The following is an 18,400-nucleotide window of genomic DNA, read 5'->3' as shown; positions in this document are numbered from 1 at the left end:
GCAGGAGAGTCCGGATGAGCAAATTCCTTGACCGGTTACGTTACTTCAAACAACTGGCCGAACCGTTTTCTGACGGTCACGGGCAGACCCTCAATAGCAATCGTGACTGGGAAGATGGCTATCGCAGTCGCTGGCAGCATGACAAGATTGTACGTTCTACTCACGGAGTAAACTGCACCGGTTCATGTAGCTGGAAGATTTATGTGAAAAACGGTCTGGTGACGTGGGAAACGCAGCAGACTGACTATCCGCGTACCCGCCCGGACCTGCCTAACCATGAGCCTCGTGGCTGCCCACGCGGTGCCAGCTACTCTTGGTATCTGTACAGCGCCAATCGCCTGAAATACCCAATGATGCGTAAGCGCCTCATGAAACTGTGGCGTGAAGCGAAGCTAACGCACAGCGATCCGGTTGATGCCTGGGCATCCATCGTCAACGACCCCGAAAAAACCAAATACTACAAACAAATTCGTGGCCGTGGTGGTTTCGTTCGTTCTGACTGGAACGAAGTTAACGAACTGATTGCTGCCTCTAACGTTTACACCGCCAAAACCTATGGCCCAGACCGCGTTATCGGTTTCTCACCGATTCCTGCAATGTCGATGGTGTCCTATGCGGCGGGCGCGCGTTACCTTTCTCTGCTCGGCGGCGTGTGCTTGAGCTTCTACGACTGGTACTGCGACTTACCGCCAGCGTCACCGATGACCTGGGGTGAACAGACTGACGTACCGGAATCTGCTGACTGGTATAACTCTTCTTACATCATCGCCTGGGGTTCTAACGTTCCACAGACCCGTACGCCGGATGCCCACTTCTTTACCGAAGTGCGCTACAAAGGCACCAAAACGGTTGCGGTCACGCCGGACTACGCTGAAATCGCTAAGTTGTGCGATCAGTGGTTGAACCCGAAACAAGGCACCGACAGCGCCATGGCGCTGGCAATGGGCCACGTTATTCTGAAAGAGTTCCACCTCGATAAACCGAGCCAGTATTTCAGCGAGTACGTGCGCCAATACACGGACTTACCCATGCTGGTGCTGTTGGAGCCGCGTGAAGACGGTTACTACGCCGCGGGTCGTATGCTGCGTGCCTCCGATCTGGTGGACAACCTCGGGCATGATAGCAATCCGCAGTGGAAAACCATCGCGATTGACGATGAAAGCGGCAACCTGACGGCACCGCAAGGGTCGATCGGCTACCGTTGGGGCGATCAGGGTAAATGGAACCTGGAACAGCGCGACGGCGTCAGCGGTGAAGACGTTAAACTGCGCTTGAGCCTGCTAGGTACACACGACGATGTGGTTGATGTCGGCTTCCCGTATTTTGGCGGCGCGGTCAGCGAACATTTCAACAATGTCGAGTTACAAGACATTCTGCTGCACAAACTGCCGGTTAAGCGTTTGACGCTGGCTGACGGTAGCGAGGCGCTAGTTGCTTGCGTTTATGACCTGACCATGGCGAACTACGGCCTGGATCGCGGTCTGGGTGACGACAACTGCGCGCGTGATTACGACGATGTAAAAGCGTACAGCCCAGCCTGGGCCGAGAAGATTACTGGCGTTTCTCGTCAGAACATCATCCGTATTGCGCGTGAATTCGCGGATAACGCCGATAAAACGCACGGTCGTTCCATGATTATCGTGGGTGCGGGTATCAACCACTGGTATCACATGGACATGAACTACCGCGGCATCATCAATATGCTGGTTTTCTGCGGTTGTGTCGGTCAGAGCGGTGGCGGTTGGGCGCACTACGTCGGACAAGAAAAACTGCGTCCGCAAACCGGTTGGACGCCGCTGGCGTTTGGTCTGGACTGGCAGCGTCCGCCGCGTCACATGAACAGCACGTCGTTCTTCTATAACCATTCCAGCCAATGGCGTTATGAAACGGTCACGCCGCAGGAATTGCTGTCACCGCTGGCGGATAAATCTCGCTTTAGCGGCAGCATGATTGACTTCAACGTGCGTGCCGAACGTATGGGCTGGCTGCCGTCTGCACCGCAGTTGAATGTTAACCCGCTGGATATCGCAGAAAAAGCGCGTGCCGCAGGGATGACGCCGCAGGATTATACGGTTGCCGCGCTGAAGTCAGGCGAGATCAGATTTGCCGCTGAACAGCCGGATAGCCCGCAAAACTACCCGCGCAACCTGTTTATCTGGCGTTCTAACCTGCTGGGTTCCTCCGGTAAAGGCCACGAATACATGCTGAAGTACCTGCTGGGTACGGAGCACGGTATTCAAGGGCAAGATTTGGGCATGGCGGGCAGCGTGAAGCCGGAAGAAGTGGAATGGCGCGATCACGGCGTTGAAGGCAAGTTGGATCTGGTGGTGACGCTCGATTTCCGTATGTCCAGCACCTGCCTGTACTCCGATATCGTCCTGCCAACGGCAACCTGGTACGAAAAAGACGACATGAATACTTCGGATATGCATCCGTTTATTCACCCACTGTCTGCGGCTGTCGATCCTGCGTGGGATTCCAAGAGTGATTGGGAAATCTACAAAGGCATCGCTAAAGCCTTCTCTCGCGTGTGTCAGGGACACCTTGGGCAGGAAACTGATCTGGTTACCTTGCCAATTCAACACGATTCTCCAGCAGAAATGGCGCAGCCGTTCGGCGTGGATGACTGGAAAAAAGGCGAATGCGATCTGATTCCGGGTAAAACGGCACCACACTTGATGATGGTAGAGCGCGATTATCCGAACCTGTACGAACGTTTCACCTCGCTCGGTCCGTTGATGGACAAGCTGGGCAACGGGGGTAAAGGTATCGGTTGGAACACGCAGACCGAAGTCGATTTCCTGAAAAAGCTGAACTACACCAAAACTGAAGGTGCGGCAGCTGGTCGTCCGAAGATTGAAACGGCGATCGATGCGGCAGAAGTGATTCTGTCTCTGGCTCCGGAAACCAATGGTCAGGTGGCCGTGAAAGCGTGGGAAGCGCTGAGCAAATTCACCGGTCGCGATCACTCGCACCTGGCACTGAATAAAGAAGACGAGAAAATTCGCTTCCGTGATATTCAGGCACAGCCGCGCAAAATTATCTCCAGCCCGACTTGGTCTGGCCTGGAAGACGAACACGTTTCCTATAACGCCTGTTATACCAACGTTCACGAGCTGATTCCGTGGCGTACGCTGTCTGGTCGCCAACAGCTGTATCAAGACCATGAGTGGATGCGTGCTTTCGGTGAAAGCCTGCTGGTGTACCGTCCGCCAGTCGACACTCGTGCTGCTGCACCGGTGATGAACCAGAAACCTAACGGCAACCCGGAAAAAGCGTTGAACTTCCTGACGCCGCACCAGAAATGGGGCATTCACTCCACGTACAGCGACAACCTGTTGATGCTGACGCTGGGTCGCGGTGGCCCGATTATCTGGCTGAGCGAAGAGGATGCCAGCGATTTGGGTATTGAGGATAACGACTGGATAGAAGCGTTCAACGCCAATGGTGCGCTGACGGCGCGTGCGGTGGTGAGTCAGCGTGTACCGTCGGGAATGACCATGATGTACCACGCGCAGGAACGCATCATCAACCTGCCGGGATCGGAAATTACCCAGCAGCGCGGCGGTATCCACAACTCGGTGACCCGTATCACTCCGAAACCGACCCATATGATCGGCGGCTATGCACAACTGGCTTATGGTTTTAACTACTACGGCACCGTCGGGTCAAACCGTGATGAGTTCGTCGTGGTTCGTAAAATGAAACGCATCGACTGGCTGGATGATGAAGGTCAGGACTATGTTCAGCAACAAACAGTTCAGAAAGCGGTACAGCGGGGGAAAGCCTGATGAAAATTCGTTCACAAGTGGGCATGGTGCTGAATCTGGACAAATGCATCGGCTGTCACACCTGCTCCGTTACCTGTAAAAACGTCTGGACCAGCCGTGAAGGGATGGAATACGCCTGGTTCAACAACGTCGAAACCAAACCGGGCGTGGGCTACCCCCATGCCTGGGAAGATCAGGAAAAGTGGAAGGGTGGCTGGATCCGTAAGATCAGCGGTAAGCTCGAACCACGTATGGGTAACCGCATCAGTGTGTTGTCCAAAATCTTTGCTAACCCGGATGTGCCGGAAATCGACGACTACTATGAGCCGTTCGACTACGACTATCAGAACCTGCGTAAAGCGCCGGAAGGTAAGCACCAGCCCGTTGCCCGTCCACGCTCGCTGATTACCGGTCAGCGGATGAAGAAAATCGAGATGGGTCCGAACTGGGAAGACGATCTGGGCGGCGAATTCAGCAAGCGGTCGAAGGACAAAAACTTCGATCCCGTCCATTTCAATGACGTACAGAAAGAGATGTACGGCCAGTTTGAAAATACGTTCATGATGTATTTGCCGCGCCTGTGCGAACACTGCCTGAACCCGGCGTGCGTAGCGACCTGTCCGAGCGGCGCGATCTACAAACGCGGCGAAGACGGTATCGTCCTGATCGATCAGGATAAATGTCGCGGCTGGCGGATGTGTTTGACCGGTTGCCCGTACAAGAAAATCTACTTCAACTGGAAGAGCGGCAAATCAGAAAAATGTATTTTCTGCTACCCGCGTATCGAAAGCGGTCAGCCGACGATCTGTTCGGAAACCTGCGTTGGGCGTATCCGCTATCTGGGCGTGCTGCTCTATGATGCCGACCGTATTGAGCAAGCTGCTGCGGTAGAAAACGAGAAAGATCTGTATCAGAGCCAGCTGGATGTGTTCCTTGACCCGCACGACCCGAAAGTCATTGAACAAGCGCTGAAAGATGGTATTCCAAACAGCGTAATTGAAGCGGCACAGCAGTCGCCGGTTTACAAAATGGCGATGGACTGGAAGTTGGCGCTGCCGCTGCACCCAGAATACCGCACGTTGCCGATGGTCTGGTACGTGCCACCGTTGTCACCGATTCAATCTGCCGCGGATGCGGGTCAATTGGCGCATAGCGGTGTATTGCCGGACGTAGAAAGCCTGCGTATTCCGGTGCAATACCTGGCGAACCTGCTGACTGCTGGGGATACCGAACCGGTATTGCTGGCGCTGAAACGTATGCTGGCGATGCGTCACTACAAACGTGCAGAAACCGTAGAAGGCAAAATCGATACCAGCGCGCTGGAGCAGGTTGGGCTGACGGAAGCACAGGCGCAGGAAATGTACCGCTATCTGGCGATTGCTAACTACGAAGACCGTTTCGTGATCCCATCAAGCCATCGTGAGCTGGCGCGTGAAGCCTTCCCTGAAAGCAAAGGCTGCGGCTTCAGCTTTGGCGATGGTTGCCACGGCAGCGATACCAAATTCAACCTGTTCAACAGCAAGCGTATTGATGCCATTGATGTCAGCAACAAAACGCGCGATATGAACAGCAAAATCATGCGGGAGACGAACCATGATTAGCCTGAGGATTATTGCCCGCTTGTTGGACTATCCCGATAGCGAGCTGTGGGAAAATAAAGCTGAGTTGATCGAAGCGGTGGAGCAGACTGATACCCTACCGTTGCATGAAAGCCATCAACTGATGCAGTTCATCAATACCTTGTGTGCGCAGGACTTGTTGGACAAACAGGCGGAGTACAGCGGCCTGTTTGACCGAGGTCGGGCAACCTCGCTGCTGCTGTTCGAGCATGTTCACGGAGAGTCTCGTGACCGTGGTCAGGCGATGGTCGATCTCATGCAGCAATATCAAGATGCCGGGCTGGCGCTGGATTGCCGTGAGCTGCCGGACTACCTGCCGCTGTATCTTGAGTACCTTTCTCGTTTGGAACCTGCGCAGAGTCGTGCGGGTTTACTCGACATCGCGCCGATTCTCGCGTTGGTTGGTGCGCGTTTGCAACAGCGTGACAGTGGTTATTCCGTGCTGTTCGATCTGTTGTTGGCGCTGTCTGGCAGCGACCTAAAAAGTGACGACGTCACACACCAGGTCGCTGACGAAGCGCGCGACGACACGCCGCAGGCGCTGGATGCCGTGTGGGAAGAGGAACAGATTAAGTTCCTCGGTGAAGAAGGCTGCTCATCGGCCCAACAAACGCAACACCAACGCCGCTTTGCTGGCGCTGTGGTGCCGCAATATCTGAATCTTGACGCTACATCGGCGGGGGGGCAACGTTAATGAGTGCTTTCACGAACTCTTCTTTTATCAACTTCAGCAACGTGTTCTTTTTTGACATCTATCCCTATCTGGCGATGGCTATTTTCCTGATTGGCAGCTGGCTGCGCTATGACTACGGCCAGTACAGCTGGCGTGCCGGTTCGAGCCAAATGCTGGATAAGAAAGGGATGCGTCTGGCGTCTAACCTGTTCCACCTGGGGATTTTGGGCGTATTTGCCGGACATTTCCTCGGGATGCTGACGCCGCACTGGATGTACGAAGCCTTCCTACCGATGGAAATAAAACAGAAAATGGCGATGTTCGGCGGTGGTGCAGCAGGTTTGCTGACATTTGTCGGTGGCGCGCTGTTGTTAAAGCGCCGTCTGACTAACCCGCGTATTCGTGCCACTTCCAGCGTCGGTGACATTCTTATTCTGTCATTGTTGGTGATTCAGGCCGGTTTAGGTGTGTTGACCATCCCGTTCTCTGCACAGCACATGGACGGTAGTGAAATGCTGAAGTTGGTCGGTTGGGCACAGAGCGTGGTGTACTTCCAGGGCGGTGCGTCTGCGCATCTGGTGGGTGTCGCGCTGATCTTCAAACTACATATCGTACTGGGGCTGACGCTGTTCGTTCTGTTCCCGTTCTGCCGTCTGGTTCACATCTGGAGCGCACCGGTCGAGTACCTGACGCGTCGCTACCAGTTAGTGCGTAACCGTCGCTAAGTATGATAGAAAACGGCGGTGTTATGATAACACCGCCGTTTTAATCTCTTTCTTTTCCTCTTTCCCCGCCAATAGCACTCACCATTCGCAGTTCAGTCGATTACCTGCTTCGTGCCGTCGTCCATTGCACGGCGAAGACGCTGGCTAACACGATCGCCAAGCCCAGAAATGCCGTACCGGTCATCGACTGTGAAAGCAGCGCCCAACCCAGCAGCACGGCAGTCAGCGGACTCAATAATCCCAGTGATGCAACGGCAACCGTTGGAAGACGGGATACGCCGCGAAACCAGAGCCCATAAGCTAGCACTGCACCCGCGAGGCAGAGATAGGCGTAAGCGGCCCACTGCGACAGAGTCAAGGTAGGCAGCGGCGCATCGGCTAGCCACGCAACGGGCGCAAGCATCAATCCACCGATAAAGAGCTGCCAGCCGGTAAGCGGTAGTACGGGTAAATCAAGCTGCCAGCGACGCGTCAGCCAGACTCCCGTCGCCATACATACCGCACCCAGCAGCGCTGCGGCAATTCCCACCGGCTCGAATGTTGTCTGCGGCGACAGCAGCAAAATGCTCATGCCAATCACACCGATTATCGCCGACCACAGCGTGGCCAGCTTGGGAGCGTGATGATCCACCGCCCAGACCAGCACCATCACCAGCAGCGGTTGGATAGCGCCAAGTACCGCAGCCAATCCGCCGGGTAAACGATAAGCCGCGACGAACAGCAGTGCCTGAAAAACGCCGATATTCAGGGCGCTGAGCACGACCACTCGCCACCAGTCTCGCCGAGCGGGAAAGACGCGGGTGAATAAAAGTAGCAGCAGGCCAGCAGGCAGTACACGGATAAACGCAGCCGTGAAGGGGCGATCCGGTGGCAAAAATTCTGATGTCACAATGTAGGTAGACCCCCAAATCGCGGGAGCCAGCGCCGTGAGTATGACGTCACGCCAATAGTGTGATGGGGATGGAGTATTCATGACTTTACCTTCAATTCAAGATACTATGATAGTGTTGATTAATTACCTTGAAGTCAAGATAAATGAAAAATCAAACCAGCGAGCACGAGCACGAGCACGAATACGATGCGGTAGATGCCATCCTTGAACAGTGGCGGCGCGAACGCCCCGATCTGGATGCCAGCCCTATGGGACCGATTGGACGCCTCAGGCGATGTGCTGTGCTTATGGATCAGCGTCTGGAATCCTGTTTTTCCAGATTCGATCTGAGCAGTTGGGAGTTTGATATGTTGGCTACGCTGCGGCGTGCAGGTGCACCGCATTGCCTTAGTCCGACCGAACTCTTCTCCACGTTGATGGTAACGTCAGGAACCATGACTCATCGGCTCAAGCGCCTTGAAACCCGAGGATTTATCGAACGAGTGCAAAACGAACTGGATGCGCGCAGTACGCTCGTGCAGCTCACCAGCTCGGGACTTGAACTGATTAACCGTGCCGTTGAGGCGCACATTGAGAATGAGCGGCAGGTGCTCTCGGTGCTGCCTGCTGAGGTTCTGGCGGCACTTGATACCAATCTCGCGGCGCTATTGCGCGGGTTGGAAAGTCATAACAAAGGAAACTGAGCCATGTCTGAATACCGTGCTTCAATCTGCTGGCAACGCGATGGACAAGATTTTATTGATAACCGCTACAGCCGACTTCATCAGTGGCAGTTTGATGGCGGTATTACGCTGCGCGCCTCGTCATCACCTCATGTCGTACCGCTGCCTTTTTCGCTGGAAGACGCGGTCGATCCCGAAGAGGCGCTGGTAGCCTCGTTGTCGAGCTGCCATATGCTGTGGTTTCTTTCGATTGCGGCTAAAAAGCGGTTTTGCGTGGATGATTATCAGGATCACGCGGTGGGAACGATGGGCGTTAACGCGGCGGGGAAAACGGCGATGTTGGACGTCACGCTGCACCCGCAGGTAACATTCAGCGGTGAAAAGCAGCCTACCGCCGAGCAATATGCCACCTTGCACGAACTGGCACATGATGCTTGCTACATCGCTCACTCGGTGAATTTCCCGGTCAACTGTGAGCCGACGTTAGGGACGAAGAGCTGAACAGGGAACTACGCGAAGAAATAAGCAAAAATCACCGCCCGATGTGTTTAGACCGGGCGGAATGATCGATTACGTTCAGCAGGTCATCACCATCCAGTAATGCGCTGCCAGGTTTCCTGTTCATGCCGGTGCGATTTCAACACCTGATAGTGTTGATGCATCGCGGCCGTCGCACAGGCGTGGTTAGGCAATATCCGCAACCGCGTGCCGACGGGGAAATTATCGACCGAAAATCCACTGTCGGTAGGTAGCGCGATGATGCCGTGTTCCTGATTGGTGACGGTCACGCAGAGGTCGTGGTAAGGGCTGCCATGCAGGTCGCAAACCAGTCCGTAACCGTAATCTTTTGCCTGAGAAGCCGTACCACGATCGCGCGATAGCGCCATCCAGCCTGCATCGATAAACACCCAGCCTTTTTCGCGGTTATGCCCAATCACCGTGCTGACGACTGAGAGGGCGATATCATCCAGCGAACAGACCCCGACATTTTTCATCACCAGATCGAACGTGGTGAACACGCCCGCTCTGACTTCCGTAATGCCAGTTAAGTCTTCGGCAAAGTGTGCCGTCGGCGTGGCTCCGACGCTGAGCACGGGGCAGGCAATTCCCAGCGCCCGTACACGCCGTCCGGCGATATTGATGGCTGCGCACTCGGCCCGCGCGGCTGCTCTGATCGCCTCGTCCGTGCGGCAGGCGTAGGATTCTCCTGCATGAGCCAGCAGGCCAGTGAGTGTCGCGCCGTTGCCGTCGATCTGCTGCGCTAGCTCAAGCAGCGCATCGCTTTCCGGCGGAATACCGCCGCGATGTCCATCACAGTCGATCTCGATAAACACTGAAAATGTCACGTTATTGGCGAGAGCATAATCCGTCACCGCCCGCGCCTGTTCCACGCTATCCAGCAGAATATGAAGATTCACTCCTTTATGGATGAGGTTAGCGATACGCGGCAGCTTGTGCGGAGCGATTCCCACGGCGTAGAGCAGGTTGGTGTAACCCGCTCCGGCAAAGGCTTCGGCTTCTGCCAGTGTTGAAACCGTCGCCGGTGAGGCGGAGTCTTTGAGCAAATAGCGGCCAGCCTCAATCGAACGTAGCGTTTTAAGGTGCGGTCGAACCTGGCTGCCTAGATTTTTCGTACGCTGATAAAGCCTGTCGATATTGCGTTGAAAGCGGAATTCATCGATCAGTAAAAAGGGTGTTTCCAACGCGTTAAGCCACTCGGCGTTACTCATTCTATGCCTCCATTTTGTTTCTCTGCCTGCCAGACAGCAAGAATGCGTTGGCCGATATATAAGTCCTGAATGGACAAACCAGAACTGTCAAAAATGGTGATGTCATCCGGCGCTTGCCGTCCGGTGGCGTTCTCGCTAATTACATCGCCGATGGCGGTCAATGTCGCATGGGCTGGTGCGTGTTGAAACTCACCGATGGTTCTGGACTGAGAAGGCAGATCACAAAACAGGCGGCCGGAGGTAAACAGTTCTGGCGGCAGTTCCTGCTTGCCGGCGGCGTCCGATCCCATGCTGACGACGTGCGTTCCTGCCTTGACCCATTCGGCGTTAAACAGCGGCGCGCGCGATGGTGTGGCGGTCACGATGATATCCGCTGCGCGGCATGCGCTTTCGGCATCGCTGACTTGTGCATCCAGTCCAGCAGCCTTGAGTTCTTGCGCCATCTCTGCGGATTTGCCGCTATCGCGCCCGACAATCAGTACAGTACGAATGGGCCGTATTCTTGCCAGTGCAGCACATTCGTAACGGGCCTGATGACCGGTTCCGAACACCGCCAGAACCGAGGCATCGGGTCTCGCCAGCAAATCGGCTGCGACAGCATCGGCGGCGGCGGTACGAAAGGCGTTCACCTTTCCGGCTTCTATGGCCACAGCCATTTTCCCGATTTGCTGATCGAACAGCAGAATAAGGGAATTATGGCGGGGCAGGCCGTTAGCGGGGTTTCCCGGCCAGAATGAACCCACTTTTAGCCCCGCAAGCTCACGGGTCGCAGAGGCTTTGATGCTGAATGTATTGCCCGGATCGGAGCCTTGTCCGTGTACTACTGGAAAGCTGCGCGCTTCCGGTTCGCTGGCGGCAAGCAGGGCTTCGCGAACGGCATCATAAGCCAGCTCATGGCTTATGAGCGCTGCCGATTCCGCTTCAGAAATAAAGATCATCGTTTTTTCCTCAAACGCTGCCGGTCAGAAATGCGCCGTAGCGGCTGATATCGACATTCCCGCCGCTGATAATGATACCGATACGTTTGCCGTGTAGTGATTCCCTGAGATTACGCGCCGCCGCAAAACTGAGGCACCCCGTCGGCTCAACGACGATCTTCATGCGCTCAGCGTAAAACCGCATTGCGTCAATCAGGTCGTCATCCGTCACGGTCAGAATATCGTCGACGTTCTGGCGAATCAGCGGGAAGGTATAGTTGCCCAGATGTTGAGTCTGTGCGCCATCGGCGATGGTTTTGGGCGTATCGATATGCACAATATTGCCGCTGCGGAAAGATTGCTGCCCGTCGTTGCCCGCGAGAGGTTCGACGCCATAAATTTTACAGCGTGGAGACAGCTGACGCGCGGACAGTGCGGAACCTGCCAACAATCCACCGCCGCCCAAGCAGACGAACAGGGCGTCCAGCTCACCGGTTTCTTCCAACAGCTCTTTCGCAGCCGTACCTTGTCCTGCAATGACGTGCGGGTGGTCATAAGGGGGAATGAGCGTCAGACCCTGCTTTTCAGCCAGATCTCTACCGATCTGCTCACGATCTTCGGTATATCGATTATATTCCACCACGTTTCCGCCATAGCCACGTGTCGCAGCGACCTTTGCTGCGGGTGCATCGTGCGGCATAACGATCGTTGCCGGAATGCCAAGTAATTTGGCGGAAAGGGCAATGGCCTGCGCATGGTTACCGGAAGAAAAGGTGACCACGCCTGCGGCTTTCTGCTCATCTGAGAACTGCAACAGCGCGTTCATGGCTCCGCGGAACTTGAATGCGCCCATACGCTGAAAGTTTTCACACTTGAAGAAAACCTCTGCGCCGAAGGCATCATTGACCGTGCGTGATGTCATCACTGGCGTTTTATTGGCATAGCCATCAATGCGTTCCGCTGCGGCTACCACATCGTCGAAGGTTGGGAGGCGTAAGTCGCTCATGTCTGGATCACCTGCTAGTAGCGATTATGAATACCGAGGCCGTTGACCCCGATGCTATCGAATGCTTGATAAACAAAATATATAAAATTAGATAAATTGTCTAATTTGATTTATTTTTAGATTCTCAGCTTACGTGAGACGCAGCGTGTGATGCTAAAACAGGTGTACTTACAGTACACTCAGCGCCAGAAAACGCGGTTGCGCCAGTATTGGTATTGGAGAGGAATATGTCTGCATCTGGAGAGGGTCTGCTGCTGACGCAGTTAGATGCCATAGCGAAAGGGTTGAGCGAGACGTTCGCGCCATTCTGTGAAGTGGTTGTGCACGATCTGAAGAACCCGGAACACGCAATACTTTCTATTCACAATAACCTCTCTGGCAGGGAGGTGGGCGCACCCGCGACGGAGCTGGGCCTTGCACGCATCGCTTCACCCGAATTTCCTAATATTTTAGCGAACTATGCTAACCAGTTTGCTGACGGGCGTCCGGTAAAAAGCACCTCGGTCGGCATCAAAAACGCGGAAGGTGAATACGTCGCCGCACTGTGCCTTAATGTCGATATGACGCTATTTCGCGGCATGCAGAATGCGCTGGCGCAATTCACCCAGCTTGCTTCGGACTCCGTAACCGAGCATTTAGAACCAAACGGTGCAGCGGCGATCAGACAACACATCGATCTTTTCGCCGCACGGCTTGCCACCACGCCACGGGCGCTAAAAGCGCAGGACAGAAAAGTACTGCTTCAGGAACTGAAAGACAACGGCCTGCTGGAAGTCAAAAAATCGATGGAAACCATCGCACAGCACCTCGGCGTATCGAGAGCTTCGGTGTATTTGTATGCGAAGGAGTAGGGTGAAAGCGTTTAATATCAGATTGCTTTGATGCGCAGAGTTAACTGTATGGGAGTGGTTTGATTTTTTCAGCAAAATGGTCGCAAATAAAGAAATATATGCGACCGTTAAACGTTATTTAGCGGGTTTATAAATTGAGCCAATTGCTTCAATTATAGGGTCTTTCTGGCGCTTAGTTCTTCTGGCGGAGGCTAAGATGATAGAAAAATCCTCTTCTTTAGTAGCAGTGATGCATTTCCCGCGTGGTGTTATGCGAGCAAGCTCTTCCTGTGTGTATTTTATACTGCCCATATGAATCGATCCAATTTTATCTTCATCAAAATCAATGTCATGACTATTTTTGGTTAGAGGCGGAGCATAGGTTTTTTTTCTGTTAGTTGCCATTTTCACCCCCATTAAATTCGTTCTGATTGAGTTCATTATCGCCTAAAAAATACTCATCTTCAACGTCGTCGTTTACTACCTGAATGTATTCACCAAGCCACTGAAGAAGATTTTCTGAAGATCGCCACAGTATTGCTTTGCTACCTCCCGTTATATCCTCAAAACCCTGTTCAAGATAATAGTTAGCCACGCTATCATTAATCGGTTCGATTAAGCGAACCCCAGTACACTGTGTCTCTATGATGAAAAATAGTACAGCGTAGAGCGCATACTTTAGGGTATTCCCATCCAGTTCTGAATCACGCAAATGAAAATTTTGTAACATTTCAATATTTAGCGTTGGACCTTCCGCAAAGTGTTCTTCATCTTCTTCCCATTCCGTTCGCGGGCAAAAACTGCACATGCAGGCAACTGAGGGCCTGTCTTCTATATCCAAGAGTTTAAAACTGAAGTTAAATGCATCTGGATTTTCTAACACGCCACCGTTTTGATCCCAAGGGAGTTGATGCGCTGTGTTGTATCATGCCCCCACCAACCACTTCCCAAATCCTCACCTATACTTGCTTAACTGCCCGACTTGCCAACGAGTTGCAAGCTGGGTGTGGTGAAACGAAAACGCGAGGAGTAAGTATGGGTATTCTGTCTTGGGTTATTTTTGGCTTGATTGCGGGGATTTTGGCTAAGTGGATTATGCCCGGTAAAGACGGCGGTGGCTTCATCCTGACGGTGCTACTCGGGATTGTCGGTGCAGTTGTGGGTGGCTACATCAGCGTTTTCTTTGGGTTCGGTCGGGTGGATGGCTTTAACTTCGGCAGCTTTGTCGTCGCGGTTGTCGGCGCGATTGTTGTGCTGTGGGTTTACCGCAAGATTCGAGATTAATTCTATACTCGTCATACTTCAAATTGCATGTGCGTTGGCTGCGTTTAGTCACCCGAATCACTTACCTGAGTAAGCTCATCGGGATTCCTTCCCTTGCCGCCTTCCTGAAACTTGAATTATTTAGAGTATGTATCCGTTGCCCCGGTTCAGGGGCAACGTGCTTTCTGTTGTTAATACCTAAAAGAGGTGTCCATCTAGTTGCAAAGGCTGTAAGCGTTTCTCCCACTCAATCAAATCGGTGTACCACTGTGCAGTAAAGCAGGTCGGCTGTGTTCCTGCCTCTTGATCGGTAGTCAGGACATGCGCAATTTCTCTTACACCATCTCGAATGCTGCGTGTCGGTGAAAAGCCTAACGTGTTTTTCGCATGGAAAAAACAGAGTCGATAATCACGGGTATCCAGAGATTGCGGGCGATGAACGATTTTCACGTTGGGCACTTCCTCAGCGATGATGCTAGCAATGCTATTGATGTTGTGATTTAACACGTCGCCACCAATATTAAATACGGGTGGCGCCGAAAGCGGGCGATTAAGCTGTAAGGTGAGTAGTACGGCACGAGCGACATCCTTAACGTGAATAAACGGACGTTGCTGGAGACCATCACCATCAATGGCAATGAATTTATCCCGCACAGCCATATGCGTCATGATATTGACGGAGAGATCATAACGCATGCGAGGCGCGAGGCCGAACACGGTGGCATTGCGCAGAATGATCGGATGAAAGGTGGTATCACGCAGTCGAAGAAGTTCACGTTCCACATTGAGTTTCAGCTCCGCGTAGAGACTCTGTGGTTGGCACTCTGTCTCTTCATCTGCGGGTGTTGAACCAGAACGACCATAAACTGAGGCGGAACTCATATAGATATAGCGCTGAATACCCGCCTTTTTCGCCGTATTTGCGAGATGACAAGCGCCTTCGTAATTGATGGCATGAGTGAGCGTGGATGATATCTGTGCGGCAGGATCGTTGCTTAATCCCGCGAGATCGATGACGGCTTCAACATTGTGCAATATATCGGGGGTGATGTAGCGTATATCGCCACGTAACGTATGGAACTCTGGTGATTGTGGCATTTCTGATACAGGAAGGCCGAAGAAAAAGCGATCGAAGGCCACCACGCGATATCCCTGATTAATTAATAAATGGCATAGCGGTATGCCTATGTAGCCACCTGCGCCAGCGACCAGAATCGTGTTTTTCATGCGTATACTCCTTCAGCCGCGTGGTGAGTGATGGGAGAAAGGGCGACTGCACGGAGCGAGGTAATGATGCGTTCGCATTCTTTCTCCGTCATGTCGTTGTAAATTGGCAATGCCAGAACGCAGGCAGACAGGTGTTCGGTTTGTGGGAGCGTGGCCTGATGCTCCCCTGCGTAGGCTGGCATGAGATGACAGGCTGGGGCGTAATAGCAGCGCACCATGATCCCTTGGGCATGCAGCGCGTGTTGCAGGTCGTTACGATCCATACCGTAGCGCTTTGCGTCTACGTGAATGGGTAGATACTGCCAGACAGGGGATTGGCCCTCGGGAGGTAAGCAGAGTGTAAGGCCGGGGATGGACGTTATACCTGCAATCAGATGTGACGCCGCTTGTCGGCGGCACGTTAATTGCGATTCCAGATAAGGAAGCTGCGCCAGCCCGATAATCGCGTTGAGTTCACTCATCTTGCCATTTAATCCAGGAGATACGCAGATGCCTGATGCATCCAACCCGAAATTGCGTATCGCTTCGGCACGCTTGATAAGCTCTGCGTCATGGCTGCATAGGCAGCCACCTTCAATGGTGTTATATGGCTTTGTTGCGTGAAAACTGAAAATCTGTGCATCGCCGAAACCACCGGTTCGTTGTCCATTGATCGTAGTACCAAACGCAGGGGCACTGTCGATAAACAGACGCAGTCCGTGGTCTCGCGCAATTTTTTGCAAGGCGGAATAGTCGCTGGCGTAACCATACACGTCCACCGCGACAATCGCACAGGTATTCGCCGTGATGCGGTGCACGACATCGTTGGCATCCAGCAGCGGGCAATCCCGGCTTTTGATATCAGCAAACACGGGGTTTCCCCCAGCCATAACAACCGCATGGGGCGTGCCAGCAAAGGTAAATGAGGGAACAATGACGTCTTTACCCCGAATGTCGGCGGCCAGTAACAGGGTAATGAGCGCCTGCTCACCGTTACAGAATACGCGTGTGGGGACCGATTGATATTCAGTTAATCGGCTTTCTAACTGACGAACATAGGGGCCATTGTTCGTGACATGGCCGGAGGTAAGACTCTCTTTGATCAGCGAAGCGAATGACGCGAAAGGGGGAAAAACCGGCCTGACGATAGGGAGTGAGGTGGAAACTGGACATTCAACGCGATCGACAAACGGCATGGGGGTGTGTTTACGCAGAGTCCGCAATCGTTTGGTGATACTGGCACCGATGCTGACGGAGGATGACAGTATTATGCGGGCACAGAAAAACGTGGAGGCACATTGGATAACGAACATCCATTGCGTGTTAGGGAGTGTCAGCAAGAACAGCAGCACGGCGCTCAGTGAACAGGCACTCCAGATAAAGAGCACTTTGTTGCGTGTGGCCGCCCACGATTTTTGTTTATTCTCCTCAACATGATTAGTAGTCAAGCCTTTGGTTCCCCAACTGACATCGTTAATGTTGGCGATAGAGTAGGTTGTCAGATAGAGACTGAAGACGGGTAATAGCATGAGGTAAAGGGGCATCCAGCGTATGAACTGTCGCAGATAGCGCAATGAATGCAGGCTAATTGCAAGGCAAAGCAAGAAAAGTGCTACACCCATGAGGCCAATGCTCGGTATGGGTGCCACCCGCAGCGTGAAGACGAATGCGCCCCCCATTAATGCACCTAATAGCAACATCGCTGAGACGTGGTAGCGTGTGCCAACCTCGCTAGTCAAGGTGGTACTGCGGCTCATAAAGAGGATGCTTATCCATACGACAAGGAAAAGCAGCGCCATACCTATGGCTGCGGCGGTGATAAGAGACGGTGCGGCATCTGGCAGGATATGGCTGGCAAGTGGGTGTACGCCAGTGGCGAGCAAGATGGCGACAAATGCCGGCATGATAAATTGAGCAATAAACTGCAACATTCCCCAAAGCAAAGAAAGCGCAATACCGCAGCGCCGCAGTGGCGAAAGAGAAGACTGTGTCATCACCGCAGGCAATCGGGACAGTGAGTGCAAGCGAGCGGCAATAGTACTGTTGACCCAGCGCCGTCGCTGGCGCAGAAGTTCTATGAAGGTGGGAGCAGGATCCGAACGAACGATGGCACCTTGCTCATAACGTACTCCGCTTCCTTTATGGTGTTTGGTCAGTTCAAATCCCAGAACCCGATCCTCCGCGAGAAACAGGTTGCGCTCCAGTAAACTCTGAGGAATTAGCCCACGCAGGTAGGCGTCGAGCGGCGCGTGCGAATGTCCGTGGTTTTCACAAAATTGGCTCCATCGAATCATACTGCATTGCCCTGGAACCACTTCCAGATAATGCAGAGCGCTGCCGATGGCCCAATCACTGACTTTTTCCCAGATAAAATCGGCGTATTGCCAATTCTGAGACAGGTTTGCATTCGTGGGAACCGGGAGCATAACGCGCGTTGTGATGGCCCCACAATAAGGATCTCGCCACATGTGTTGTAGCAACTGTATCAAACATGCTGATTCTGTCACCGAACCGACATCAATCTGCATAGCAAACTCGGCTTTAACGACACTTCCAACGCCCCAGAAAAACCAGGCGTGGCTATCCAGCTTTCCTGCATTATGGTGTTTGTTGGCAAGAAGTAGCGTAATGCTCTGCTCCGCGTTTTCAATGGCGTCAGATTGATCGCAGCAGCGCAGAATATGCGAGGCGGGCTGTTCGCTGACCTGAAGCGTCAGTGAATTATTCTGGCTATCCGCTCTGGGCATTTGCATTGGCAGCAACCCTAGCGACCCTAAAAGTGAAACGGTTGATGGGTGAGCACTGTTGGTGCCATCAAGCAGGATGCAAATGATGATGTTGGGCGGACGATCGGCAAACGTTGCGGTTAACTCTTGCTGGTTACGCACCAGCCCCGCCAGCGTATCGGCAAGCATGGGCGCAGGTTCGTTATACAGCGTGAGGCAAACCAGAATATCGGTTTGTCCGGTGGGGAGCTCTCCACTGATATGGATATTATCACGACAAGATTGACGGATTTTTGCCAACATCTGCCAGTTTTTGCTGTCTGTCATGTCTGTCGTTGTCGGAGGATGGCTTGGTGTCATTGTTTTCTGCATAGAAAGCGT

General features: G+C 53.2%; 16 protein-coding genes. 8 read left to right on the top strand and 8 right to left on the bottom strand.

Going from position 1 to position 18,400, the window contains the following annotated elements; genetic code table 11:
* Positions 1-14: 14 nt before the first annotated feature.
* Genes DCX48_03615 through narI form a run of 4 tightly spaced genes read left to right on the top strand, consistent with a single transcriptional unit; the run spans position 15 to position 6,787 of the window.
* Positions 15-3,791, top strand: a complete 3,777-nt coding sequence (locus DCX48_03615) for a nitrate reductase subunit alpha (GenBank protein QXE13672.1) — start codon at positions 15-17, stop codon at positions 3,789-3,791.
* Positions 3,791-5,371, top strand: a complete 1,581-nt coding sequence (narH, locus tag DCX48_03610) for a nitrate reductase subunit beta (protein QXE13671.1) — start codon at positions 3,791-3,793, stop codon at positions 5,369-5,371. The genes DCX48_03615 and narH overlap by 1 nt, the downstream gene beginning before the upstream one ends.
* Positions 5,364-6,083, top strand: coding sequence for a nitrate reductase molybdenum cofactor assembly chaperone (gene narJ, locus DCX48_03605; GenBank protein QXE13670.1), 720 nt, complete (start codon positions 5,364-5,366; stop codon positions 6,081-6,083). Before narH ends, narJ begins: the two co-directional genes overlap by 8 nt.
* On the top strand, positions 6,083-6,787 hold the full coding sequence (narI, locus tag DCX48_03600) for a respiratory nitrate reductase subunit gamma (GenBank protein ID QXE13669.1): 705 nt from the start codon (positions 6,083-6,085) through the stop codon (positions 6,785-6,787). Before narJ ends, narI begins: the two co-directional genes overlap by 1 nt.
* Positions 6,788-6,887: 100 nt before the next feature.
* On the opposite strand, the gene DCX48_03595 is transcribed toward narI, so the two are convergent.
* Positions 6,888-7,760 (bottom strand): EamA family transporter, encoded by an 873-nt coding sequence (locus DCX48_03595; GenBank protein ID QXE13668.1) that lies wholly within the window; start codon positions 7,758-7,760, stop codon positions 6,888-6,890.
* 62 nt (positions 7,761-7,822) lie between these two features.
* Between DCX48_03595 and DCX48_03590 the strand changes: the two genes are divergently transcribed.
* Complete coding sequence (locus DCX48_03590; GenBank protein ID QXE13667.1) at positions 7,823-8,362, top strand: MarR family transcriptional regulator; 540 nt, start codon at positions 7,823-7,825, stop codon at positions 8,360-8,362.
* A gap of 3 nt (positions 8,363-8,365) precedes the next feature.
* Complete coding sequence (locus DCX48_03585) at positions 8,366-8,842, top strand: OsmC family peroxiredoxin (GenBank protein ID QXE13666.1); 477 nt, start codon at positions 8,366-8,368, stop codon at positions 8,840-8,842.
* A gap of 86 nt (positions 8,843-8,928) precedes the next feature.
* Here DCX48_03585 and DCX48_03580 read toward each other — a convergent pair whose 3' ends face one another.
* The 3 genes from DCX48_03580 to DCX48_03570 are packed head-to-tail and all read right to left on the bottom strand — an operon-like array spanning position 8,929 to position 11,994.
* Entirely contained in the window at positions 8,929-10,071 is a 1,143-nt protein-coding gene (locus tag DCX48_03580) for a DSD1 family PLP-dependent enzyme (GenBank protein QXE13665.1), read from the bottom strand.
* Positions 10,068-11,009, bottom strand: coding sequence for an ornithine cyclodeaminase family protein (locus DCX48_03575; GenBank protein ID QXE13664.1), 942 nt, complete (start codon positions 11,007-11,009; stop codon positions 10,068-10,070). The genes DCX48_03580 and DCX48_03575 overlap by 4 nt, the downstream gene beginning before the upstream one ends.
* A gap of 10 nt (positions 11,010-11,019) precedes the next feature.
* A complete protein-coding gene (locus DCX48_03570) occupies positions 11,020-11,994 on the bottom strand; it encodes a threo-3-hydroxy-L-aspartate ammonia-lyase (GenBank protein QXE13663.1) in 975 nt (324 codons plus the stop codon).
* Between the two features lie 227 nt (positions 11,995-12,221).
* On the opposite strand from DCX48_03570, the gene DCX48_03565 reads away from it, so the two are divergent.
* Positions 12,222-12,845 (top strand): transcriptional regulator, encoded by a 624-nt coding sequence (locus tag DCX48_03565; GenBank protein QXE13662.1) that lies wholly within the window; start codon positions 12,222-12,224, stop codon positions 12,843-12,845.
* A 114-nt stretch (positions 12,846-12,959) separates the two neighbouring features.
* Here the strand turns inward: DCX48_03565 and DCX48_03560 are convergent, their stop codons facing one another.
* Together DCX48_03560 and DCX48_03555 are read right to left on the bottom strand one after the other, a co-directional pair.
* A complete protein-coding gene (locus tag DCX48_03560; protein QXE13661.1) occupies positions 12,960-13,229 on the bottom strand; it encodes a hypothetical protein in 270 nt (89 codons plus the stop codon).
* Positions 13,219-13,707 (bottom strand): hypothetical protein, encoded by a 489-nt coding sequence (locus DCX48_03555; protein ID QXE13660.1) that lies wholly within the window; start codon positions 13,705-13,707, stop codon positions 13,219-13,221. Before DCX48_03555 ends, DCX48_03560 begins: the two co-directional genes overlap by 11 nt.
* 152 nt (positions 13,708-13,859) lie before the next feature.
* On the opposite strand from DCX48_03555, the gene DCX48_03550 reads away from it, so the two are divergent.
* Complete coding sequence (locus tag DCX48_03550; GenBank protein ID QXE13659.1) at positions 13,860-14,108, top strand: GlsB/YeaQ/YmgE family stress response membrane protein; 249 nt, start codon at positions 13,860-13,862, stop codon at positions 14,106-14,108.
* A 177-nt stretch (positions 14,109-14,285) separates the two neighbouring features.
* On the opposite strand, the gene DCX48_03545 is transcribed toward DCX48_03550, so the two are convergent.
* Positions 14,286-15,314 carry an SDR family oxidoreductase gene (locus DCX48_03545; protein QXE13658.1) on the bottom strand — a complete coding sequence of 343 codons (1,029 nt, stop codon included), beginning with the start codon at positions 15,312-15,314 and terminating at the stop codon, positions 14,286-14,288.
* Positions 15,311-18,322 (bottom strand): aminotransferase, encoded by a 3,012-nt coding sequence (locus DCX48_03540; protein ID QXE17137.1) that lies wholly within the window; start codon positions 18,320-18,322, stop codon positions 15,311-15,313. The genes DCX48_03545 and DCX48_03540 overlap by 4 nt, the downstream gene beginning before the upstream one ends.
* Positions 18,323-18,400 lie beyond the last annotated feature (78 nt).

The sequence above is a fragment of the Pectobacterium atrosepticum genome (assembly GCA_019056595.1).
Lineage (GTDB): Bacteria > Pseudomonadota > Gammaproteobacteria > Enterobacterales > Enterobacteriaceae > Pectobacterium > Pectobacterium atrosepticum.
This window is presented reverse-complemented; position numbering and strand designations above follow the sequence as displayed.